At 47.6% G+C, this 24848-nt stretch carries 19 protein-coding genes; 5 read left to right on the top strand and 14 right to left on the bottom strand.

The genetic code is table 11. The features are described 5' to 3' along the window. Positions 1–86: 86 nt before the first annotated feature. Both ilvA and ASG89_RS12335 read right to left on the bottom strand, forming a co-directional pair. Positions 87–1343 carry a threonine ammonia-lyase IlvA gene (ilvA, locus tag ASG89_RS12340; protein ID WP_057311017.1) on the bottom strand — a complete coding sequence of 419 codons (1257 nt, stop codon included), beginning with the start codon at positions 1341–1343 and terminating at the stop codon, positions 87–89. Positions 1344–1850: 507 nt separating this feature from the next. Then, positions 1851–3353 (bottom strand): MDR family MFS transporter, encoded by a 1503-nt coding sequence (locus ASG89_RS12335; RefSeq protein WP_057311016.1) that lies wholly within the window; start codon positions 3351–3353, stop codon positions 1851–1853. Between the two features lie 256 nt (positions 3354–3609). On the opposite strand from ASG89_RS12335, the gene ASG89_RS12330 reads away from it, so the two are divergent. Continuing rightward, positions 3610–4221 (top strand): TetR/AcrR family transcriptional regulator, encoded by a 612-nt coding sequence (locus ASG89_RS12330; RefSeq protein ID WP_057311015.1) that lies wholly within the window; start codon positions 3610–3612, stop codon positions 4219–4221. Between the two features lie 101 nt (positions 4222–4322). On the opposite strand, the gene ASG89_RS12325 is transcribed toward ASG89_RS12330, so the two are convergent. The 3 genes from ASG89_RS12325 to rluF form a co-directional block, all read right to left on the bottom strand. Next, a complete protein-coding gene (locus ASG89_RS12325; protein WP_057311014.1) occupies positions 4323–6692 on the bottom strand; it encodes a YcdB/YcdC domain-containing protein in 2370 nt (789 codons plus the stop codon). A gap of 144 nt (positions 6693–6836) precedes the next feature. Continuing rightward, the gene (locus ASG89_RS12320; RefSeq protein ID WP_157276625.1) at positions 6837–9035 is read right to left on the bottom strand and encodes a hypothetical protein; all 2199 of its coding nucleotides are present in this window, start codon (positions 9033–9035) and stop codon (positions 6837–6839) included. Positions 9036–9222: 187 nt separating this feature from the next. Beyond that, entirely contained in the window at positions 9223–9936 is a 714-nt protein-coding gene (gene rluF, locus ASG89_RS12315) for a 23S rRNA pseudouridine(2604) synthase RluF (protein ID WP_057311012.1), read from the bottom strand. A gap of 200 nt (positions 9937–10136) precedes the next feature. Here rluF and ASG89_RS12310 point away from each other — a divergent pair, with 200 nt between their 5' ends. Next, positions 10137–10757: an NAD(P)-dependent oxidoreductase gene (locus ASG89_RS12310; RefSeq protein ID WP_057311011.1), complete on the top strand. Its 621-nt coding sequence runs from the start codon at positions 10137–10139 to the stop codon at positions 10755–10757. A gap of 616 nt (positions 10758–11373) precedes the next feature. On the opposite strand, the gene ASG89_RS12305 is transcribed toward ASG89_RS12310, so the two are convergent. The 3 genes from ASG89_RS12305 to ASG89_RS12295 all read right to left on the bottom strand — a co-directional run bounded on the left by ASG89_RS12305 (position 11374) and on the right by ASG89_RS12295 (position 15688). Next, on the bottom strand, positions 11374–11688 hold the full coding sequence (locus ASG89_RS12305; RefSeq protein WP_235549737.1) for a hypothetical protein: 315 nt from the start codon (positions 11686–11688) through the stop codon (positions 11374–11376). 99 nt (positions 11689–11787) lie between these two features. Continuing rightward, positions 11788–13839: an ABC transporter ATP-binding protein gene (locus tag ASG89_RS12300; protein WP_057311096.1), complete on the bottom strand. Its 2052-nt coding sequence runs from the start codon at positions 13837–13839 to the stop codon at positions 11788–11790. Between the two features lie 97 nt (positions 13840–13936). Beyond that, on the bottom strand, positions 13937–15688 hold the full coding sequence (locus tag ASG89_RS12295) for an ABC transporter ATP-binding protein (protein WP_057311009.1): 1752 nt from the start codon (positions 15686–15688) through the stop codon (positions 13937–13939). 551 nt (positions 15689–16239) lie between these two features. Between ASG89_RS12295 and ASG89_RS37135 the strand changes: the two genes are divergently transcribed. Next, positions 16240–16407, top strand: coding sequence for a hypothetical protein (locus ASG89_RS37135; protein WP_200963466.1), 168 nt, complete (start codon positions 16240–16242; stop codon positions 16405–16407). Between the two features lie 141 nt (positions 16408–16548). Here ASG89_RS37135 and ASG89_RS12290 read toward each other — a convergent pair whose 3' ends face one another. The 6 genes from ASG89_RS12290 to ASG89_RS12265 all read right to left on the bottom strand — a co-directional run bounded on the left by ASG89_RS12290 (position 16549) and on the right by ASG89_RS12265 (position 22071). Continuing rightward, complete coding sequence (locus tag ASG89_RS12290; RefSeq protein ID WP_057311008.1) at positions 16549–18744, bottom strand: sensor histidine kinase; 2196 nt, start codon at positions 18742–18744, stop codon at positions 16549–16551. Beyond that, on the bottom strand, positions 18722–19426 hold the full coding sequence (locus ASG89_RS12285) for a response regulator transcription factor (protein WP_057311007.1): 705 nt from the start codon (positions 19424–19426) through the stop codon (positions 18722–18724). The genes ASG89_RS12290 and ASG89_RS12285 overlap by 23 nt, the downstream gene beginning before the upstream one ends. 304 nt (positions 19427–19730) lie before the next feature. After that, on the bottom strand, positions 19731–19985 hold the full coding sequence (locus ASG89_RS12280; RefSeq protein ID WP_057311006.1) for a DUF3813 family protein: 255 nt from the start codon (positions 19983–19985) through the stop codon (positions 19731–19733). Positions 19986–20110: 125 nt separating this feature from the next. Next, a complete protein-coding gene (locus tag ASG89_RS12275) occupies positions 20111–20671 on the bottom strand; it encodes a DUF2231 domain-containing protein (protein WP_057311005.1) in 561 nt (186 codons plus the stop codon). A gap of 141 nt (positions 20672–20812) precedes the next feature. Beyond that, positions 20813–21652: a M56 family metallopeptidase gene (locus ASG89_RS12270; protein WP_057311004.1), complete on the bottom strand. Its 840-nt coding sequence runs from the start codon at positions 21650–21652 to the stop codon at positions 20813–20815. Positions 21653–21654: 2 nt separating this feature from the next. Beyond that, the gene (locus ASG89_RS12265) at positions 21655–22071 is read right to left on the bottom strand and encodes a BlaI/MecI/CopY family transcriptional regulator (RefSeq protein ID WP_057311003.1); all 417 of its coding nucleotides are present in this window, start codon (positions 22069–22071) and stop codon (positions 21655–21657) included. Between the two features lie 163 nt (positions 22072–22234). Between ASG89_RS12265 and ASG89_RS12260 the strand changes: the two genes are divergently transcribed. Beyond that, positions 22235–23035: a pirin family protein gene (locus tag ASG89_RS12260; RefSeq protein ID WP_057311002.1), complete on the top strand. Its 801-nt coding sequence runs from the start codon at positions 22235–22237 to the stop codon at positions 23033–23035. A 370-nt stretch (positions 23036–23405) separates the two neighbouring features. Continuing rightward, positions 23406–24287 (top strand): (2Fe-2S)-binding protein, encoded by an 882-nt coding sequence (locus ASG89_RS12255; RefSeq protein ID WP_235549736.1) that lies wholly within the window; start codon positions 23406–23408, stop codon positions 24285–24287. The last annotated feature ends 561 nt before the right edge of the window (positions 24288–24848 follow it).

Here is a 24848-nt window from a genome sequence, read left to right as displayed (position 1 = left end):
TATTGATTATACATCCAGCGGTTAATTAAATCTAGATAGTACGATGTGAATTTTATGACACTTTTTATATACAAAAAAAACCTTCTCTAGATGAGAAGGTTAAATAGCTTAGGATCCTTATTGATTTCGATATAACCATAATCTTTCTGGGAAAGTCTCTCAATCAATCCCTCGTAATCGTCTTTATTTTTAAGCTCAATCCCCACTAGCGCTGGTGCATCATCACGGTTATTTTTCTTCGTATATTCAAAACGTGTGATATCGTCGGAAGGACCTAGCACTTCCTCCAAGAATTCACGCAGCGCTCCTGCCCTCTGAGGGAAATTCAAGACAAAGTAGTGCTTCAATCCTTCATAAATTAGGGATCTCTCTTTGATATGCTGCATCCGATCAATGTCATTGTTCCCACCGCTGATGATACAGACAACGTTCTTGCCACGAATTTGCTCGCGGTACGCATCCAGTGCAGCAACAGGAAGCGCTCCTGCGGGTTCGATGACAATCGCATTGCTGTTGTACAACTCTAGTATCGTTGTGCATTCCTTACCAGCAGGAATAATCACGATATCCTCTAGATTCTCTCTACAAATATCGAACGTCATCTCGCCTACCTGCGCTACAGCTGCTCCATCAACAAACTTCTCAATGGAAGACAACTTTACGACGCTCCCCTGCTTTAATGCTTCTGTCATGCTTGCCGCACCTTCCGGCTCTGCACCAATAATGCGCGTTCGCGGGGATACGCTCTTCACATAAGTAGAGACACCTGCAGCTAGTCCACCTCCGCCTATCGTGGCAAAGATGAAATCCGGCGTTTCCGGTATCTGATTCATGATCTCCAGCCCGACTGTCCCTTGTCCAGCAATCGTGCGAACATCATCGAATGGATGGATAAACACCTTATTCTCCTTCAAGCAATAGGCCTTGGCCTGAGCTGAGGAATCATCAAAGGAATCGCCTGTGAGGATGACTTCCACGAAAGAGCCGCCGAAGAGCTTCACTTGCGAGATCTTCTGGCGTGGTGTCGTTGTCGGCATGAAAATCTTGCCTTCAATGCCCAACTGCTTACAGGAGTAAGCCACACCCTGCGCATGGTTGCCTGCACTCGCACACACAACCCCTGCTGCGCGCTCTTCCGCCGATAAGCTTTGGATGACATTGTAAGCTCCGCGGATTTTGAACGAACGCACGATTTGCATATCTTCACGTTTGAGGTAAACGTTACATTCATACTGGCTGGAGAGCAGCTCATTGCGTTGCAATGGTGACGGTTCGATCACCTTGCTGAGCACATGATTGGCTCTAATAATATCTTCCAAACCCACTTTACCAGATACAACCATCTTTCCAACACCCTTTCTTTTTTGAAGCTTCCATTAAGTTTTAACATGTATTGTAACATATGCGGTGCGTTCTGTACGCAAATATCGTAGGAAGTAATCTTCTCCATTTATATCTGTGTTTTTCATCACTATCGYGGGAGATTCACCATGATGTATCRCGGTCTTTCATCTTTAGTRATGTTTTACATCACTATGGAGATGCATTTTCGCGTTTCTGTGAMAATAGTGATGTTTTTCATCACTATCGCGGGAGATTCACCATGATGTACCGCGGCCTTTCATCTTTAGTGATGTTTTTCATCACTATGGAGATGCATTTTCGCGTTTCTGTGACAATAGTGATGTTTTWCATCACTAYCGYGGGAGATTCACCATGATGTACCGCGGCCTTTCATCTTTAGTGATGTTTTTCATCACTACAGCCTTCCCTCGCCGTCGTACAACAAAAGCCGCCCCCTCGCAGTCCATAGACCTTGAGGTGCGGCTCCTTAGCATCTATATATAGAATTAATGACCTACCATCATCGGAATTTCAGCGCCATTCTCGGACTGACCTTCCACTTTCTTAGGCTTCTGCAGCATCAAACCAAGCAGACCGCCAACAATAGCGATACCCAGCAAAATGAGGAACGTATGTCCGAATGCCGAAGCATATAAACCTACATCTGGCTTTTGTGCGCCTGACTCAACCATCAAATCCTTAAATTTCGTACTGAAAATCGTCATCAAGATCGCAATGGCGAAAGACATCATAACTTGCTGCGCCGCGTTCGTCAAGGACGTTACACGACCAACCAAATTCTGCGGCGCCGATTGAATCAAGTGATTGTTCAGCGGCATCATGAATAGTCCCATACCCGCTCCCAGTAGCGTAAGCGGCAGCATAACTGTACCTACACCGGAATCACCAGAAATATTGGAAAGCAACAGCGCCGAAATCGTTGTAAGAACCATCCCCGCAATAACGAGCGGACGAGCACCGAAACGGTCGGACAACTTACCGCCGATTGGCATGAACAATCCGGAAGCCAACGCTTGGGGAAGCATGATCAATCCTGTTTTCAATGGGCTGTAGCCATGTGCTTGTTGTAAGAAAAGTGGTACAAGGAACATCGTACCGAACATAGCAATCTGAGAAATCCACTGCACGATAATCCCTTTAGTAAAGTTACCTGAACGGAATACACGAAGCTCCAAGAGCGGATTCTTCTGTTTCAATTCAACAATAATGAATAGGATAAGTGCAATGACACCAACGCCAGAACCGATCAGCGTATCTGCATCTGTCCATGTGGATTTCCCCGTAATTGGATCAATACCACCGTTGGAAACACCATAAACAAGTGCCGCGAAAGCTAGAGGCCCTAACAACATGCCCAACAAATCTAGAGAAGCAACGCTCTGACGCTGCATATTAGGCAATGTACGAATACCTAAAATAATACCAATAACACCGATAGGCAGGTTAATAAGGAAAATCCACTGCCAGCTGTGATACTCAACTAACCAACCTGCCACGACTGGACCAAGAGCTGGACCTAGTAAGATCGGAATACCCATCATACCCATGACGGCCCCTACTTTGCCTGGAGGGGATAAACGATAAATGAAAGCCATAGCAATCGGCACGACGACACCGCCGCCTAAACCTTGAATAATTCGGTAAGCAATCAACATTTCAACCGAGTTCGCTAATGCACATAGGCCAGAGCCTATAGTAAAGAGACCAACGGAAATCAAGAATATTTTCTTGGCACCGAAACGATCCGATAACCAACCTGCTAATGGAATAACTGCGGCTTGTGCTAATGCATAACCAATAACCGTCCATTGAACGAGTGATAAATTGAGCAAATTAAATTCTTCTTGCAGCTTAGGAAGCGCAACGTTTACCGCTGTTCCGTCCAAAATAACCATGAAAATACCGACTACGATCGCTATCAGTGGCCCTAGAATGCTGCGCATTGAGAACGGGGCTTCTGTTTCTTTCGATGTTGCTTGTGAAGACATGCAATCCCTCCATCCGATTAATTACTCTCTCTTGTCTATCTCTTGTCTATCTCTTGTCTATCTCTTGTCTATCTCTTGTCTATCGTTGACCGTATATAGTATACCCTGTACAATACAATAGTGGCAGACATACACGAACATCAATAACCTCTGTTGTAAACGGACAGATGTCCGTTTACATTCATGATGCTATCAGAAATTTCGTTTCCTTGTCAATACGAACACAATAAATTCACATCTAGAGAGGTGGTTACAGATGTCCATTCGTCATGAACGCAAGGACGCCATGGAAAATCGCCAATTAATTCTCCAAACCGCCAAACAACTCTTTCATGATTATGGCGTTCAATCGGTCAGCATGCATCAAATTGCCAAAACAGCAGGCATTGGACAAGCAACCCTCTATCGCAGATACGCAGATAAAGGAGACCTTTGCTTCGATATCCTTCAACATTATGGTAATCAATTTACCAATGAGATTATGATATATCTCGAAGAACACAAACAAGCCGCACCCATTGATCGTCTAACAGGCATTTTGGATTTATGGATTGATGAAATTGAAGAAAAAGCCGAGCTAATCGTTGCAATGTCAACCAAGCTTGAGATGAACTGCGAGGATGGTCGCGGCAACTTCTTCCTATCCCCTGTATACCATTTCATACGTAATAAATTGTCGGAGCTTATTCTCGAATCCCTTGGACCCAAGCGAGATCAGCAAACGGAGCCCGATTTTGCAGCACACACGATCATTTGCTCCATCTCACCGATCGGCTATTTTCATATCAAAAACGAGAAAGCCTATACGAAAGAGCATATGAAGGCACATTATCGTCAGTTGTGCTGCTCTCTTTTCAAAAGAGATTAGCTCTCTTGCCATAAATGCCTTGCCTGGGCAGCCGAAAGACCTCTCAATATTGCATTGAGAGGTCTTTATTCGTTTCACTTATGCGACTCACGATAGAAAGATTAATAGTAGTACCGCGGCTTATCTTGCAATTCCGCTCTCGTTTGCAAGAAGCGGTAGAACGCGCTAGCTGCCTGTGCTTTCGTCACTTCTTCCTTAGGGGCAAAGTTACCATCGCTGAGCGTCATAATATTCAGCCCTAACACGATTGCAGCATCGCCAACATTCGTTACCATTCCAACATCCAAGAAATCTTTATTAAAGACACCGTCAAATTTCGTTAAGCTGTGATATCCTAGCGCCTTCACGATCAATTCTGCCATCGCTTCACGGTCCATCGTAGCTTCCGGATTGAACTCTTTCCCCACATCAAGCAGCCCGCGATCAACGGCATTCTCCACATAGGCAAAATATTTAGAACCGTTGCCCACATCCGCGAAGGAAGCAGCTCGCTCAGCTCCGTAATAGATGCCGCCGTTGCCGCCATTCATGGCGATGACAAGCATTTTGACTAACTCACCGCGCTTAATTGTTTGGTCTGGGTTCACTTTGCCGTCCTTCACATCCAAAGCTTGATAATCCAGCATCAGTTGAAGTTCATTTTGTGCCCAGTGCTTATCAATATCACTGACAATCACTTTATCCAAAGAGATAACCTCGCCGGATTGCGCACTGCGCCATTGACCAGTTTCGGCATCCAGAAGGAAGCTGTCCCGATTCACATTTTTAGGAACCAGAGAATACACAAGCTTAGCCTTTAACTCCGTCTTGGCACCCGCGGCCGCTGTTGGAGGAATCTCCCCTGCCGCCACCATCACGCGGTACTTCTCAATTGGCATAGGGCCGAAGTAAGCATTGCTCTCCAATACGTAGCCAAGCTTCACATCGAATTGTGCCAGCCACAGCTCTTTGGCCTTATCAATGGAGATGACCTCAGGCTTTTGAGCAGGATACGCGATATCACTTAACGATACATAATAGTTCGAGATAGCTCCCGTTACACGGTCGATGCTTACTCGCACCTCTTCATTGTTCACAAGAACACCATCAATAACGCGTTTATAGCTTACTTCCCAAGTACGCATCTGCTTCAGCATCTCCTGGGAATACTCTTTTTGGACATTCAGCACTAACTGATCGGTAGAACCAGGAAGCTGCGCTTTGACAAAATCCGTGCTTTTCGCAATCGCTTCATCCAACGAAACTTTGCCTTCGATAGGCTTATCGTTATCACTGCTATAAGGAATGTAGAAATTGAAATTAGTTATAACGCCGGTTTTACTATTCACAGATGCCCAAACGGTATTTCCTGCAACCATTTTCCCAGAAGCTGCTGTATCTGACGTTGCCTTGGTCCAGCTCATGTTCCAGCTCGAAGAAGTCTCGCCAGTCTCAGCGTTCTTGGTTTCATTATAAGAAGCTTCTTGCAGCTTGAACTCAGAGGATAGGTTAAACGTTGTTGCCACTTTCTTGACTGCTTCTTCCTTCGTCAAATTCAACGTTGCTGTCGGTTTCGTTCCCAGCGGTTTATCTGTTAATGGCTTGTTGTCACCACTTAAACTCGGAAATGGCTGCGAAATTTCGCCTGTTGCAGCATCCAAAGCAAAGCTATTCATGAAGTAGGAAATGATCGGAGCTCGTTTCCCTTGCGTGTTATAAGGGATTAGATATTGGAGGGAAAGCTCCGTCTTCTCACGAAACAACTGATCTGCCTTCTCTTTGGAAATCGGTGTGCTTGCCTTATCAAATATCACCTTATCGTCCCAATTGTACCAATAGCTCGTAATCTGACCCTCACCATTGACATTGACATTAAGTCCATTCCCCGAGAAAGGAACTCCCCCAACGGATCGATCATAGCGAATGTTATATTGATAATTGCCGTCAAGCGGGGTACGGAACGCTTTCTCAACCGAGTCATCGTACAACAGTTCCTTCTGCTTCGATGGGTTTACTTTGGCTACAAATGCTGCGGCAAGCTCCTTCGCAGCTTGAAAATCCACCTTAGGCGGATATGTTGGCTTATGTTCAGGATCACTGTCATTCATATTGTAAGACGTCAACGATCCATCCAAACCATTGATGGCGATATTAGCTGAGCCATAGAAGCGATCTTTCACCTTCTTGGAGTAGCTGATATTCCAAGTCGGAATATTGTGACCATCATTGCTATAAAAAGCATTTAAACTTATCGATTGGAGACTATAATCTGCGGGTAGTGTTATGTAAGCTTTCGCATGCTCAAGCGCTTGTTCTTTCGTAATTTTGGCATCTTGCGCCGAGATATCGGCTTGCCCAGGGTAGGCAGGAGATGTCATACTGGCCGAAGCTGTACCATTTACATTTTCCGCCGCCCATACCCCCATCGGAGCAACTGTCAGCAACAATGTTGAAGCGAGTACCATCGTGCCTGCTTGTTTTAATAATTTCAAAGTCTTCTTCCTCCTTAAGTGATCTCCATACAACATGTGGACCCACATGCTCGGACGCGTCCAACTGCCATATATTACTTGACGGGGGACGCTGGAAAAAGGTTGCAATTACGCGTGAAAAAAATACCAATAGTAATGGATAACTTATTTCTTCAACGGGATTACGCCTCTCAAGCTTTCCGGTAAGAACTCCCTTCCGATTCTTGGGGTCTGTAAATCTCCACGATTTGGCTTTATATGCGCACCTGAGCCATAAGGATGCTGCACACTTTGCTTAGCTCCCGGGTGATAGTGAACGACAAACTTACCTCGAGATACGCCACCTGCATCCAGGATTTTACACTTACGTTCATACGTGTTGATCCCGGAAAGTTGGAATGATTCGCCCACAGTCACGGTGTATCCCTCATCTGTCATTAAGATACCTACCGTATTAACCCACGAATGGAATTTCGTGTCCCGATCGAATACCATGAGCCTCTGAGCGTAAATTTGGGCGGTCAGCTGTGGCCCTGTTCTGCCTAGTGCCATTGAACAAATATGCGTCGTTAAATGGGTTTGGTCCCAGTACATGCGCTTAGCCAAATTCAAACAGGTAAGTAGATCAGCAGATGAGGCTGCGAACGGTTGCAGTGTAAGAAGGAATCTTACCGTTGATTGAGCTCCTTCTGGTACTAGGTCAATCAATTGGCAGAATTGGTGTGGCGTATAGTGAACCAACAGTTGCGAGTAATCCGCCGTGAATTGCGGATCGCAATATTGGAGCCGCTCCGGGCGATTGGCAAGTTGTTTCATATGGGGGACAGGTACATTATTCAGATGAAGCATAGTTAACAGCTGCAGGCAGGGCCCGCTCTCCGCGTAGCTAAGCAACTCAGTGCCATTAATTTGGGTTAGAAGCATATTCAGGGTAGGCAACTGTACTTCGCTTATACAACGCTCGTATAGCTTCATGTTGATTTCTTCTTGACCAATAAAAGCTAACAAATTAGGTGCTTGCTGCACGTCGTGGACGATTTGCTCCGCGACTTTGAAATTATGACCACATAACTCTAGGGCGGGAAGTGTTGCTGGGTCATAATTAACGAGTTGGAAAAAGAACAGATATTCGTCTCTCCGCTTCGCGTAGGCTTCTGGGCCAATCACCTTGATGACCTCCTGCTCTGCTTCCTGCGCCCTCTCATCAATCGAGTCATTAATGGACTCCGTGAACTTATTCTGATTCTGTTCTATTTTGCTTTTGGTTTCAGCGGTTATAAGGTTCTTCTCTACTTCTTTTCTCTCCGCCCTGGTTAATGATTCTAAAGCCTTTTCATAGCCTATTTTCATTACCTTTTGCTTCTGCCGCTCTTTATTCTCCCGAATCTTCTGAAACTCACTCTCCCTGACGCCATCCGCATGTGCTTCCGAGCCCGCAACCGCCTCTAAGGCAAATGCCATATCATAATTGAATTCCTTGGCTAATTCAATGAATGCCTTGGCCTTCTCTATCGACTCTGAGTCATGAACAGTTCGCACCACCCAACGTAACGCTTTCTCGTTACTACTCAAATCTGCTTTATAACTTGTAATGAGGTCGAATTGAGGAATGGTCAAGGTTGGAATCGGCAGTTGTAATAGCGCTGTTAGCCAAGCAAGCCCCTCATCCGTCTCTCCCGCATGAAGAACGAGCTTCTTCAACAACTCTTTTGGAATCGGCGTGTTCGTGGCCCACCGTATTAGAAAATCGCGTTGATTCTGAAGCAAACCGTCCGATGCTATGGATGGTTCATCCCGTGAATCCTCCGATTTGCGTACATAAGCGATAACAAGATCCTCAAGCTTCTCCCAGCCTTTATTCTGCGCCTTATCCAGCAATCGCATGGCCGCTGGTAATAGTGCGTCATTCGATAAGTCCCAAGTCTTAAATTGCTCCATAGCTACAAGTTCACTTTCGCTTTGTGCATATTCGATTCGTTCCTTTAAATCCTCCCAACCATTTTTTTGGGCTAGCAGCAATAACTGCTTCACCTCACGGGCATGCTCCGTGAATACGGTATCTTCCTCCCAATCCTCAAAATAATAGATTGCCTCTTTTTCGCTTCGGAACGTAGGCATCAACTGCACGTGCATGTCCCCTGCATGTTGTCGAACAACTTGTTGAGGCTGACTGCGTGCCTGATTTCTAACAAGCTGGGCAACTGCACGATTTCCTATCGTGGATTGCAGGCTCATAATGCCCCGAATCCCTCCGAGCTTCTGTGTAATAGATTCAGATTGTTGTTGTGTCTGAGTGTCTGCTTGTCTCGTTGCTTCCTTGCGTGAACCATGTGATTCACGAGCATTCGCAAATGGACGAGTCATGTTTTCCCCTTTCCCCGAGCGAGCTTTATCTCGCTTCCGCATCATCAGAAACATTTCCCAACCATTTCCACTATATATATTTCTCCTCTTTATATTGGAAATCCTTGTTAGATTCTATCGTATAATAGAAAAAGACTTGAGCATCCTACACGGAATGTTCAAGCCTTGTTATGTGATTCGTTTTCAGTTACGGATTCGTCTGCGACTTCTCTTGGCTAAGCATATGCATCAGATCCTTTAATTCACCTTGCGTCAAATCCCGCCACTTTCCAACCTTCAAAGCGCCCAAATGAATATGCATGATGCGAACACGCTGCAGGCGCACTACACGATATCCGAATGCTTCGCACATCCTACGAATTTGCCGGTTCAGACCCTGCGTGAGAATAATACGAAATACCCGTTCATTGACTTGAATGATTTCACAAGGCTTCGTCATCGTGCCCAGAATACGCACCCCACTTGCCATTCCCCTCAAAAACATCTGAGTAATCGGCCGATTCACCGTTACGATGTATTCTTTATCGTGATTGTTCTCCGCACGGAGAATCTGATTCACAATATCCCCGTTATTCGTCAGTAGAATAAGCCCTTCTGAGTCTTTGTCCAATCTGCCGATAGGGAAAATCCGCTCCGAATGCCCCACGAAATCTACGATATTCCCACGAATATGCGCTTCTGTTGTTGAGGTAATGCCCACAGGCTTGTTAAGCGCAATGTATACGTGCTCTTTCTTCTCTCCAATTGCCCGTCCGTCAACCTTCACTTCATCACCGGGACCTACTACGCTGCCGAGTCCCGCAATTTCACCATTGATCGTCACGCGCCTAGCTTCAACCCACTTGTCCGCCTCACGTCTGGAGCACACGCCGGTCTCACTAATAAACTTATTAATTCTCATGCCCCTGAAATTCCCTTCTATTCCGTCTTCATTAGTATTCAATACCTTCTATTATGCTGGATTCGAGGCGACGGTTCAAGTCGCCACTGCAACCAGTCCGCAGGAAACACCGAGGAGGAGAGTTACGGTTTTCGGTTTTCTACTTCTTACACTTTGTTTGTTATACTAGAAAACAGATGACATACCGAAGGAGTACGATGATGCACTTTCTACTATTAGGAGCAACTGGCCGCGTGGGTCAGCGCGTTCTAGCTCAAGCGCTGCAGGATGGACATGAGGTAACCGCAGTCGTGCGGAGTATGGATAAACTATCACTGCGTTCCAACCAGCTCACCTTGCTGCAAGGTAATGCCTGCTCCGCAGGGGATCTTGAGGGCGCCATGACCGGCGTAGACGCGGTCATAAGCTGCCTTGGCACCGATGGCGGCACGGTGCTGACCGAGGCGACGCCCCTGCTCATCGGGGCGATGAAGGCTTCTGGCGTGAGCCGCGTGGTCACCGTCGGCACAGCCGGCATCTTGCAGAGCCGGGAGCATCCGGGTCTGCTCCGCTTTGAAGCGCCGGACACACGGCGCTCATCGACACGCGCGGCGGAGGAGCACCGCCAGGCGTGGGCGCTGCTCGCTGCGTCGGGCCTAAGTTGGACGGTCGTGTGTCCAACGTATTTGCCCGACGGCGAAGCGCAGGGTCAGTTCCGCGCGGAGCGCGATTTCTTGCCGGACGGCGGCACGTCCATCTCCGTCGGCGACACCGCGGCGTTCACCTACCGCGTCGCGGTGGAGGATACGTATGTCGGCTGTCGCGTGGGATTGGCGTATTAGCAACGTCCAACATTCCACCTAAACAATCTCCACTCTCGAAACCGAGAAAAGGAGGAACCGAGGAACTGAGGAACCCAGGAACCGAGGAACAGTAGAAAACGACGCTCTTCGACCACTACTGAGCAATTAACTTGATTTTATGCAGCTAAATCTGGCCAATACCGTCACTTTAGTCGAATAACTGGATTTCCTACAGCTAATTTCAAGGGTTTTCTTCCAAATAGGCTATTGGAGCAGATTTAACTGGAGGAAATCCATCTACTGTTCTATTTCAGCCGAATTGGATGTAAATAGCTGCAAGTTTTCCATCTAATCCATGATTGAACCCCGGTGGACATAGCGTGGTGAAAATGAGGCGCCTTACTGGTGCAACCAAGCGTTCAAAGCAGGCGCTCCATGTTCAGATCACATGAGAAAAACTTCTATCAAAGTCCTTCGAGGATGAGCGGCCGCGTTTCAGCGGAGAGACTTTGGTCTCCGACCAAAGAACCCTATATATGGTGGTTTTTGTCGCTAATAAGAATTTGTTCTTCCGAGCCCCGGAAACTTATAAATTCTTATGTGGTAAAAAAAACGGATGCGCGCCAATTAGGCGCCATCCGTTTTTTCATTACTCCTAGTAGTTGTTTCTTCTCTTGGACAAATCTCTCATATTCAAGCCCGACACGACGATTCCGCCAATGCGGAATATGAAACCGAGAACAGGAATGAAACTTAAGAAGGCCAAGGCAATGTTGATGACAGTCTTCAACGTCGTCCCATTGCCCGTGAGGATGGCAAACACCAAATTCACAAAAACCAACGGAACAACCCATGACCAAGACCATGCATACATAAATGGGATTAACCCCAGTAAATACCCTACTGCAATAGCTATTTCGGATAATAGCTGCAGCAGGTTAAGCAAACGAATCGTATCTGAACGCATCATTTCTCCTCCACTTCCCACAAGCATCAATTTGCTTCATTGTAGCATATTGGAAAGTTAGCGTCGTTAGCCTTTTGTCGAGATTCATCTACGACTCGCGACCTAGATCTTCTGCCCAAGCGATTCGCCAGCGGCAGCAATTTCCGGATGTCCAGCCTGCAGCTGGTACATCTGGTAGTACCGCCCGAGGATCCCCATGAGCTCCTCATGCGTGCCGCGCTCGACAATCTCGCCATGGTCGAGCACAAGAATCAAGTCGGCGCTGCGGATCGTCGACAGCCTATGCGCAATGATGAAGGTGGTACGCCCCTTCTTCAATACATCGAGCGCGGCCTGAATGATGGCCTCGGTCTCCGTGTCGATGGAGGCCGTCGCCTCATCGAGGATCAAGATCGCCGGGTCGAACGCCAGCGCCCGGGCAAAAGAGATCAGCTGCCGCTGCCCAGCAGACAGCGTGCTGCCCTTCTCGATGACGGGCTCATCGAGGCCGCGCGGCAGCGCGCCAAGCATCTCCGCTGCGCCGACCTCGCGCAGCGCCGCCTCCACCCGTTCCCGGGTGATGGACGGATCGTCCAACGAGACATTGGACGCAATCGTCCCCGTGAACAGGAACGGATCCTGCAGCACGATGCCCATGTGCTGCCGAAGCTGCTGCTTCGATAGCTCGCGGATATCGCGGCCATCCACCGTGATGCTCCCTTCGCTGACTTCATAGAAGCGGAAGAGGAGGTTCAAGATCGAGCTTTTGCCTGATCCGGTGTGCCCAACTAAGGCAACCGTCTGCCCTTGTTTGGCCTGGAAAGTGATGTCTTTCAGTACATCCTCCCCTTCTTTGTAAGCGAAGCGAACGTGCTCGAAACTCACGTGGCCTTTGTAACGGTCTGCTTTTTCAGCAACAACGTCGATACCCTGTTCATCCAGCAGTTCAAACACGCGGTCAGCCGATACTAGCGCTCGCTCCAAATTTGGCAGTTGATTCACGATACCTACCATCGGATGGAACATCCGGTTGAGATAATCGACGAAGGCGTACAGCACGCCAACCGTAATCACCGCGTTGAGCGAACTGCCGCCAACATACCAGATCAACCCGAAGAAGAACAGGTTCCGCACCACGTTCATCAAGTTATGAGAGGTTAAGGAATTCAAGCTGAGCAGCTTATTTTGATAGTGAGTATACTCTTCATTCAGAATCTCAAATTCCTCGGTCGTTTCCTTTTGCCGGCGAAAAGCTCGAATGATCGTCATCCCTTGAATCGCCTCATTGATCATCCCATTGATCGCACTAATCCGTTCGCGAATTTCATGATTAATCGTTGATGCATACTTACGGTAGACAATGATCCACACAATCAGCAGCGGAATAACCGGCAGGGTGAAGAGGGCCAGACGAACATCAAGAATAAAGATGGCCGCAATAATTCCCAGAATGTAAATCGTGCCTGTAAAAAAGTTCGCCAATACCTGCACATACAGATCTCGGACCGACTCGGTGTCGTTCGTGATGCGTGAAACGATTTTGCCTGCAGGCTGATTATCAAAATAGTTAATTGGCAATCGCTGAATTTGGGCAAACACATCCCTACGCATGCGTTGTATGATCCGATTCGCTGCTGCTTGCAGCAAATATCGCTGCCCGTAGGTAAAGCCTGCTCCCACGAAAATCAAGATCACATAGAACCACGCTAGCTTCATTAACTCTGCAAATTGCGGTTGATAAAAGCTGTACAACTCCTGCACACTCAGCTTCTGCACGGCATACTCCGCCTGCTCTGTGCCTTGTGTAACCAGCAGCTTTCCATCATCCGTCAGCTTACGGACACCATCCCAAGGGAGGGCTTGATCCAGCCACACGAACTTGCCCCCCACTTGTAGGATGCGGACCTCTTTGCCCTTTGGCTCGCCCTCTGAGTAGTTATCACCGCGCTTATAAAACGTCTGCTCAAAAGCAACAGCTTTCTCGCCCTTCGTCCCAGACTGCGTCTCAAACCATGGCTTCTCGATGCCGAGAATGTGGGTGTCGATCATGTGCTTCGCAATGAAAGGTCCCGCCAGTTCAGTCGCGACAGCCAAAGATAAGAATAACAGCGCGATGAGCAGGGTTTGCTTGAATTTGGCTGCGTATTGGAACAACCGTTTCCCGGTTTGTTTCATTGTTTTTGCTTGTATCGTTTGTTTCGTTTGTGTCATCAGGAGTCTCACCTACTTTTCTTTTGTTTCGTATAGCTAGGGGCTCGATTGGCCCCAGCATCTATTCAAGCCCCACTGTTTGCTCCTCGAGCTGTTGACGGTCGTACTGCTCTTTATACCAGCCGCCAAGCGCCAGAAGCTGCTCATGCTTGCCTTCTTCGATGATATAACCCTCATCAAGCACGACAATCCAATCGGCATGCTGCACGGCGGAGAGTCGGTGCGTGGTGATTAGGGTCGTTTTGCCTGTTCGTTCCGTACGAATGCCGCTAATGATCTCGGCTTCCGTCTTCGCATCGACCGCAGAGAGCGCATCGTCGAGCAGAAGAATCTCCGGATCGACGTACAACGCCCGCGCAATGGATACGCGCTGCTTCTGACCGCCGGATAAGGCGACGCCTTTTTCCCCGACGAGCGTCTGCAGACCTTCCGGCAGGAACTCGACGTCCTTGCGGAAAGCGGCTAGATCAAGCGCACGCATCAACTCTTCTTCGGTGCCTTGCCCCTTGCCGAACATAATGTTTTCGCGGACGCTTTTGGAGAAAAGAATCGGCTCCTGCGGCACATATCCGATCCAACCGTGCAGCGTGTCGATTGCAATCTGCTCAATTGGCGTATCCGTAATCGTGATCGCGCCTTGACCGACAGGATACTCGCGCAGCAGCTGCTTCAGCAGCGTTGTTTTGCCGCTTCCAGTTCGACCGACGATGCCAAGCGTCTGTCCGCGTTCTAAGCGGAACGTCATGTTAACCAAATTATCAATGGATGAAGACGGGTAACGGAAAGTTACATTTTTAAAATCAATAGAATCCGGCTTCAGCTGTGTCGCAGCGTTCGGCACTTCTATGACATCAGGCTTGTAGCCAAGAGTCTCGTTAACACGATCTAAGGATGCATTCCCGCGCTGCATAATGTTCATGAGCTCTCCGATCGCAAACATCGGCCAGATCAACATACCCAGGAAGGTATTGAAGGACACTAGCTCTCCGAGCGTCAGCTCACTGTGGAACACGAGATATCCTCCGTAACATAGTCCGATCAGGTAGGAAATACCGACCAGAATTTTGACCGTCGGTTCAAAAAGAGCGTCAATAACAGCTACGGCGATATTTTTACGATAAACGTCATCCGTCATCGTCTCAAAATTGCGCTCGCTCGCCTTCTCCTGCACGAATGCCCGGATCACCCGAACGCCTGCGATGGTTTCTAAGACGCGGTCATTCATCTGACCGAATGCATCCTGTGCGAGGATGAATCTCTCATGGATACGGCTTCCAAAAATCGTAATCGCAACCGCCATAATCGGCAGCGGTAAAATTGAGGCAAGGGTCAGCTTCCAACTAATGAAGAAGCCCATCATGCTCAGAATCGTTAACATAAACAGCGTCGAATCGACGAAGGTTAGAATCCCAAACCCTGCGGTTGTCGATACCGATTGCAAATCGTTCGTCGCTCTAGCCATCAGATCGCCCGTACGATTACGTTCGTAAAAGGTAGGTGTCATCCGCAGCAACTGCCGCATGAATCGGGAGCGCAGCACACGTTCAAGGACGAAGGCGCCGCCGAACAACTGGTACAGCCAAATGTACGACAGCCCATAGCTCACGATGATCAGCGCGCCCCAGAAAGCGAGTAATTGCGCTAATTTGGCCCCCGATAAGGTGCCCATGTGTATACCATCAATCGCGTAACCAATCAGCTTCGGCGGCAGCACATCAATGATGCCGACGATGATCAGCAGCCCAATGGCGAGGCTGTAGCGTTTCCAATTCATTTTGAAAAACCAAGCTAATTTCTTTAATACTGTAAACATACGATCTTGTCACTCCTCTCAAATGGTGCATATACACCGAAAGACGCAAAAAGACATACCGCGCGCAGCGATATGCCTTCTATAGAAACACATGGGGCGCTCGTTACGAACTTCGTAACCCGCGCTTCACAACTTAACGTATGGGAAGGGGTGCTAGCTCCCGAACATGCGCATATAGTCGCAGTCTCACGGGCTAACCAGCGGGTTACCATCTATGAAATTAGGTTGGACGTGTGTCCGTTTATGATGTGCGCTAAATGCAATAACCATGTTATCCATAGTGAACCCCCCTGTTTCGTTTGATGAGCCCGGCACATTAGGTGCCTGTTACTTTTTCCAAAAGCTGTCTATTCGATTCTTACAGGGTGATCTTACCATCCCTCTTCTGAACGTGTCAATCGGAGAAAAAAATTAAAATGCAACTCTCCCAGCCCGACATTTCCGATGTCTATACTCGTGATGAGAAGGCTTTCAACTGTCACACATGTTTCAAATTCATCGGGCATATGGATAGATTAGGAGTTCATCACACCTCAAAGGAGTGAATGCACATGGTCGATCAAGTGTTTGCATTAATGGGATGGATTGTGGGATTCGGAACGATCATAGGCATTGTCATTGCGGCCATAGCTAGGTTTGTCTCGAAGGACTCAACAGCGTATGACATGGTTTTTTTGTGGGACAACCGGTATACCTTGGAGGAGTTGGAGTTGAAATAAAAGAGAGAGGGCTTCCCATAAGCCATGTAGCGGGGGCCCTCTCTCTTTCATATAATTGGGCCGAAGTGGCCTGGGACTGGTCCCACACGGGCGGGACTTGCTCCGCACGGGGCGCGGGACCCGCGAGGCGAATATATTCGCCTACTCCAGCTGCGCAGATAGCACATCCCGCTTTTCAAACTCGGCAATAACTTTGAATTGGTCGCCATCAATATCAATCGAGAGCGTGCCGCCTTGCAGCTCCACGATGCTCTTGGCAATGGCGAGGCCAAGGCCAGAGCCTTCCGTTCCGCGAGACTGATCACCGCGTTTGAAGCGTTCGAACAACTCTTCTACGCCGAAATTAAGCTCATGCGTTGAAATATTCTGAATGATGAAAATGACGTGCTCATTATTTTCCGTCAATGTGACGTAAACACGCGTCCCCGGCAAGGCGTATTTCAAGGCGTTGCCGATGAGATTTTCGAAGACGCGCCACGTTTTTTTGCCATCCAGCAGCGCATACATATGCGGGCTTTGCACGTTCACGCGGAACGTCAGTGTGGACGCCTCGATTTTGTCGCTGAACTCCGCCAAGGCCTGCGTCAGCAGGGCGGAGACGTCGACTTTTTCCCAATAAAGCTCGGTAGCTCCGCTTGCCATCTTCGATGCCTCAAAGAGATCTTCGATGAGGACCTTGAGCCGCTGCGTTTTCCGATCGAGCACCTCGAGGTAGTGGGTGGATTGGTCAGCGGATAATCCTTCCTTTTTGAGCAAATCCACATAATTGATAATCGACGTTAACGGTGTTTTCAAATCATGAGAAACATTCGTAATCAGCTCTGTTTTGAGACGATCACTGACCCGTGTTTTCTCGAGCGAAAGTTGCAGGCCGTACTTCAAATTGTTAATGTTCATCGCCATCCGGGACAGCTGGCCTTTCCCTTTGGCAGGGAGGGTCACATCGAAGTTGCCTTGCGACATTTGTTCCACACCTTTGATAATGGCACGAAGCTGCTTAATTTTCCGCATCATATAAGGTAGTACCACGAGCAGGAACATGATGTACCAGACGAACGTAAAGACGATAACAACCTCTTCTCCACCAGAAGCCACGATACAGATAGGCAGGAAGCCCATGATCGCAATGATTGCCATGAAGACGATTAACTTGAAGATCAAGCCTCGTTGCTCTAGCGTATCTTTCAGGGTTTGCCAGAATGATGCGGTCAAGCTGCTTCTCCACGCCATGGCGAGATTGTCCGGGTATTTCAGCAATGCGACTGCACCACGACAACCGCTGTACACAATGACAAGTAACACGGATGCGATAAGAACGATAATAATTTGATATAAGCTGATATAGCTCGGGGACCAATAGTAAAGCTCAGCATTGAAGAGGATACCCAGCAAAGCAGCAGCCGCAATAAAAGTTGTCCAAGCCCGAACATCGATCGGCAAGCGTTCCCTTACTACTCTTTCGATATCATTTAGCGATAGGGTATCTTCCCGATATTGTCTTGCCAAATAGCTTAGCCCGATGGTAAGAACCAAGAGTGCTGCTAGCCAGAAAACCGTTGCTGTTGCTTGCTGCTTTTGAGACTCGTAAGAAAGATAATCCGCTTGAATAATGCCAGAACCTTGTGATGGGTTTAAGATGTAGTACGTAGCTTTGACCTGGTCAACATTCATTTGGTACGTAAATCTATTCGGTTCATCGATTTTGGGTAACGTCAATGTATACATAAACGCTTGTTGGTCTATCTTTTTTTGCAGCGCTTCCGTTGAGATATTGCTATACGTTTCGCCGGTTCTCAAGTTTTTCACGACGTAGTAAAGCGATTTGAGACGGTTATCCAAATTTGACTTGGCTGTCATGAATTGCTTTTGTTTAGCCGTAATTGCCGTCTTCAGATTTTGTTGAAAAGTCGTCTCTTTCTCCTTATTCAACTCCGCAATTTTCGTATCTCTTTCAGCTTCGAGTCGATCTACCTCTGCATTGTCATTATGGTCGCGAGCCGTATTGATGCGCGAGCCATACTTCTCCTGCAAATTGTTGAAGCGATCCTGTATCGTTTGTTCCGCGTCACGCTTCACATTATAGTAATCATTATTGCCTAGCTGCTCTTCTGGTGTTTTTTCGTTAAAATGAGGTGCCTCCAGATGATACAACTGAATGTTCTCATAGACAGAATTTATTTCCCTGTCGAATGCCCCGCTTTTGAAATAGGCGTCCTCACCGAAGTAGACACTGTTCTTATAGACATTCGTTGCCGCGAATAACGTCAATGTCCACATGATCACAACACCGAACAGCAGCGCCAGTGAGAGTGATTTACTTCTCCATTTTATAGCCAACACCCCACACCACCTTCAAATATTTAGGTTCTTTCGGATTAATTTCGATTTTCTCGCGAATTCTGCGCACATGCACAGCCACGGTATTCTCAGCATTAAAGGCTGGATCTTTCCACACCTTTTCATAAATATCATCGATAGAAAACACGCGTCCCTTATTCACCATCAGCAGCTCCAAAATTTTGAACTCTGTTGGCGTCATCCGCACTTCCTCACCATCGACTGTCACTTCCTTCGTAACAGGATTGAGCACGAGGCCCCGGACGCTTAATTCTTCGTTTACTGTCTTTTCAAGCGAATTAATGGGGCCTAGCGTTGTGTATCGTCTTAACTGCGACTTCACTCTAGCGATTAGCTCCAGGGGATTGAATGGTTTCGTTAAATAGTCGTCAGCACCTACATTCAGGCCCATAATTTTGTCCATATCCTCTGTTTTGGCGGATAGCATCAGAATCGGGACATTACAGGTCTCTCTAATCTTGAATGTCGCTTGTATCCCGTCCATCTTCGGCATCATAATATCGAGTATGACTAGATGGATTTCCTTTTCCTCCAGTACACGCAGTGCTTCTAGGCCGTTGTTTGCTCTGCTGATTTCCATCCCTTCGCCCCTCAAATAAATCTCAATCGCTTCCTGAATGTCGATATCGTCATCGACGACCAGCACCTGGTATTTCGTCACGTCCACGCACCCTTTTTCTTCATTTCACTTCAACCCACCGTACTAGCCTAATAATAATAGACACTATTTACAAAATAGTTACCATAATTCTTACGAAATTATGAAGACAAGACCGATGAGCTATTCGTCTCTTTAGTGTAGCACGGAAATGCTCGTTTCATCATGAGGTCTGTTGTACAAGCAGAAATCGTTCCAAAACGCAAAAAAGCCGTTTCCACGGTAGTTGTTAACTACGGGATACGGCCCTTCTTCAAACACCTAGCAGGATAGGATCCTCATAGGCCTTGGGGGTTGGTTACGGTGTTTATTCCAAACTCGTCAGCCTCGCCTTATCCTCTTCTAAGGATTCAATAGCTTGCTGCACAGCGGGGCTATCCGATTGGTCAAACGCCTGATCTACCGAATTTTTCGCTTTAGCAATAGCATTTTGAGCCTCTTCTGTCGTTTGAGCTGTCGGATGAGATAGGGCGTGATTTACAGCTTGGTGTACGTTATCAACGGAATTTTGTGCGGATGAGATCGGATTTTGCGATTGTAAGCTTGAATCAACCTTTGTCATTTTAGGGTTGTGCCTCCTCAAAAGGGTATGTAATACCCTGCTAGGATGAGGTATATGAGGATATTTTATTCGCGGATTTACACCGTTGACTAGCAGTTCCTCACCGCGGATATCCCTTTTCAGTATTATTTAGCTGGTGCAGAGGACGCTTGAGCACCCTGACCGCCTTGGCCCTGGCCACTTTGCCTTTGACCTTGCCCACCTTGGCCATTCTGGCCGGAACCTCCTTGCATGCCAGGACCGCCGCCGCCAGGTCCACCCTGCATCATGCCCGGACCGCCTTGCATGTCGCGATGCACCATTTTGCCACCAAGATGGCCTGTGTAGCTAACGAGCAGCACTGCGACAAGGGAAGCAACGAGAAAAATAGGGTTGCGGCCTAATTCGAGCTTTTTCCAAACAAGCAAGCCTACGCGCACTACTGCTAGTATTATAGCAACGATCATTGTTAGTCTCGCATAGAATTCATGGGAGCTGAGCGTCGTATTCCGCATCATCATCTCTGGCCCCGTCAACACGCTGGCAATCGCGCCAAGCGCACCAACGACAAGGCAAAGCATGCCTGCTGAGTGCCATTCTTTCTTTTTAAAAATAAGGGCCACAACATCAAAAACAAAGCTGAAAATCAATAGCGCAATCGGTACGTGTGTAAATATAAAATGTAGATTTTTCATTATGTAGTCCATGCTATTCGCTCCTTTATGTATCGGAAAATAGTTTACACTACAAAGCGTAGTGTAAAAGGTTGGAATTGTCAATTCTTTTTCTGACAAGCCCCTTTTCCAAGCAAATTCGCAGGCTATAACGTGAAAAAAAGGGCTTATTTCTCAAATAAGCCCCATTACGAGAATAAAGATCAGTGCAGATATCGCCATCCGAATAAGCGGCCAGCGCAAGGCAACTTCCCTCTCAGGGTCCAAAATATGCTGAATACGCACATTCATCGAAGTCTCCGCAAAGGAAGCGTGCGTGAGTGGAAACCGGGGTTTCGCGGTTTGTTTGAGCATCTTTAGCAGCGCACTGCCTAGGTCTGTCGCTTGCTCCATCCGTTCGATGGCATACTTATCCGCGCGGAGCTCGATCATCATCGGATATTTGTGCGCGATCCATGCAAAAATAGGAATATACCGCATCGACTTCGAGATTAGCGCCAGCAGGAATATCGCCGCAGGATCCCGGTGCTGTACATGGCATTTCTCATGCTCAATCACCGCACGAAGCTCGCCCGGATCCAGCATGTCCATCAGTCCCGTTGAGACGAGTATCCGCGGCTTCCATAACCCGATAGTCATGGCAAGTGGTGCTTTGTAACTGACGATTTGAAGATGTTGGGGTGTAAGATCGAAAATCGCCGCGTATTCTGCGGAAAGGGCAGCGTCGTGATATTTCCTCACGAGCTTATTCGCTTTGACCACATCATAGCTGTGCCTGACCGTAAACCAAGCCATCGTTCCCATCGTATAGAGAATCAATAGATTGACTAAGGTCATCGGCACGTGCCCTGGCAAATGCAGATAGTGAAGCAGAATCATACACAAATCAAATAGATTGCGAGAGGGTCGCAAGTGGAACATATGCCCTAGGAGGAAGGCCACCATTTGCCATAGGATCGAGCCTCCTATCACCAGTGCAGCCGCGTACAGCCATTTGAATCGCGATTCCTTCATCGTTATCGATCCCTTTTCAGAAGTAGAATATGCTGCTCCAACTGGTCAAGCAGCTCAGGATCCACTTTATCGAGCGCATCAACCATATGGGTAACTGCCAACGAGCCAAATTGTTCAATCAGGTCATACGTCAGCTCTTTGGATTGCGTGTCCATGAACTCTTCAATCGTTACAACAGGCTTATAGTGAAACGACCTGGCAACAGAATGCTTTTGTAAAATCTTTTTGTCCACGAGGCGGTTCATCACCGTCATCACGGTATTAAAATTAATTACTTTGTCTTCATCCAGCTTCTGTTGAACGTCTTTGATCGTCATTTCCGATGGGCTGGTCCAGAGAATTTCCATGATTTTGGACTCTAGCGGACCGAAAAAGCGGTTAAGTCCGCTTTCCTTTAATTTAAAGTTGTGCATTTTCACGTTTGGCCACACTCCTTACACTATAGATTGTAGTGTGATCCTAGTGCGGAAGTCAAGATTCATCATATTGTGGGCGGAAATATTTTGACATCTGGGATCAAAGACGATATAATACTTACATAAAGTTAGTTGTTAAACATAAGTTAGTTAAGGAGTGATTCCTATGGGCATTGAAATATATTCGGCTAGTGAACAAGGCGTTGGTGCATTTGATGGCGGCAAATTCGTCGAACAACGGGCGATCAGCTTCCCTGGTGAAAAGACCGCGGTAGATCGTGTCGGACCCTTATTCTACTGGGCATGGGGCAAAGCATCTGATGTTTCGGAAATCGGCATGCACCCGCACAAAGCATTCGAAATCGTCACTTACGTAATCGACGGACTTGTTGAGCACCGCGATTCCCTCGGATCCTTGGAAACCGTGACGAACGGCGGCGCGCAAGTTATTCAAGCGGGTTCGGGTGTTTATCACTCCGAGGCCTTCCGCAGAGCGGGCAGCGAAGCGATGCAGATTTGGTTCGAGCCGCATTTGAGCGAGACTGTGAAGAAGCCGGCGACTTATCATCAGTATGAGCACGAGAAATTTCCTGTTAGCCAGGTCACTGGCGCAACGGTGAAAACCGTGATCAGTGGAGATGCTCCCATCCAGTTAGATACGGATGTGCGGATGTATGATTGGGAGATTGAGCCTGGCGCGGCGTTCAGCTACGACTTGGAACTAGGACGCAGAACGGCGTTCCTCGTGATTCGCGGGGAAGGCGCGGGGGGCGTTGTGGGGCAAGAACAAGGGCAAGGGCAAGAACGAGAGCAAAGTCAGAAGAGCCTGTCCCACAAGGATTTTGTGGTAGCGCAGGCTGCGGGTGAAGGCGAAGCTCTTCACCTTCAGGCGGGTAGCGAGCAAGGCCTGCGAATTATTGTCATCGACGTGCCGGAAGATCCAGGCTATGCCTTGTATCGGAAGTAAGCAGTTTATGTGCGCACCTCCCCGTCTGTAAGGATGGGGAGGTGTTTTCCATCAACACCATCAGCGAGCTACTTCTTTCCAACAACGCGACACCTTCTCCAACTAGCCAGCCCTCCCACCAGAATAACTGGATTTCCTCCCGTTATTTTATGCTTATTCTCATCTTTTTCAGAAACAGATGGAAAAAACGCAGTTAAAATCTCTCCTATTCCTTCAAAAAGCCCAAACCTGCGAAATTAGCTGTACTTTTTCCATCTAACCTCGCGATTCAGAGAAATCAGGCTATAAATTACATGGAATTTTTCCATCTAATTGTAGGATCTGCCTTCCTTTTTTGGAAGAAACCAAATTGACACTATCGTCGAGCATCTTGTATGATCAAGGGAAATATTATGATAACGATAATCATTCTTATATCTGGAGCGTGCTGACGATGCCCATCGAAACAAACGTCGATTTTTCGCTAGTTGAGATGTACTTTCATATTTCACCAAAAGGAATGGAAGAACCCCTCCTGCACATTCCTGCACGACAGCTTCTAGATGGGCCTGTGATGCTGGACGTCTTGCAGCAAGGGCAAACGCTGCTCCGCGGCAAAGGGTTGGACATTTCTGCGTCGTACTTAGGACTCACGCTATTCAATTTGGTCGCGACCATCCACCTTTTTCTAGCTCAATACAATCAATGGCTGGATTTGGAGTTAGATCATCTCGCACTCCAAGTCGAGAATCATGGCGACCACTCGCATGTCGGATATCAAATTGTAAACGTACAATGGAAGGAAGTTCCGACAGAAGATCGTGACCTATTCATTGAGTTGGAGATGCGCAAGCTTTTCTCAACCCTCATTGGTCCTGTGATTACAGTCGTCGCGGAACAAGCGAAAGTAAATCAGGCTATGATCTGGAATCAATTCGCTGCGCGTATGACATTCGTTCGTGACTACGTATTGGAAAATGACCCGCGTCCCCACGTCTGCGAACAGTTCTCTGCCGACTATGAAGTGTTGACGAAACAGTTTACGGCTGATGTTTTTGGTCGCAAGGTAAATCCGTTCGTCCATGAGCCGAAGTACATAGATAGCCCTTATCACGAAGGCAAAAAAGTTCTGATACGCTCCTCCTGTTGTATGTACTATCGCCGCGAAGAAGGAACGAAATGCTTCAGTTGTCCGATCCTCAAGGATTCGCAGCGTGAAGAAATGTTCATTGCGATCAAAAGCAAGCAGGCGAGCACAGCTACAGCTGGATAAGACGAATACACAAAGCCCCTGAGGGATTTTCCTCAGGGGCTTTGGTTTGTTTAGCTAGTTGGAAGGACGTTCGGGTTCGGGTTCGGGTTCGGGTTGGGGTTCGGGTTCGGGTTCGGGTTCGGGTTGGTGCTGTCAAAACTGCAAAAATGCAGTTTTGACATAGGTTTTCCTTGATTTATTGAGAATTGATGCAAATAGGAATCAATTTAGTGTGATTTGAGGAGATTTCCTTGAAATTCAATAAAAAGGTTGCCTATTTGCATTTTTCAAAGAATAATTCCCCTCCATCCCCCTATCACTCCTGTATCAAACCGTTGTTGCCGTTGGCGTTAGAATTACGGATGGATTGGGTTGTTACAAGTGCCGATGATGATTATATAGCTAATAATAGTGGAGTGCGCGTAAAGTAGAATAGAGTAATCAGTAGGGTAAGACGAGGGATTACTCCCTCGGACTCCCCGTCAAACCGTGCATGCGGATTTCCCGCACACGGCTTTCCTTCGTCAGTTCCCCATCTTCAGGAGTGAGTCATCTTCACCCGTCACCGAGTTGCATATTTCA

It is taken from the genome of Paenibacillus sp. Soil766, from assembly GCF_001428105.1.
Classification (GTDB): Bacteria; Bacillota; Bacilli; order Paenibacillales; family NBRC-103111; genus Paenibacillus_E.
The sequence above is the reverse complement of the archived record's forward strand: the minus strand, read 5'-3'. Positions and strand labels throughout refer to the sequence as shown.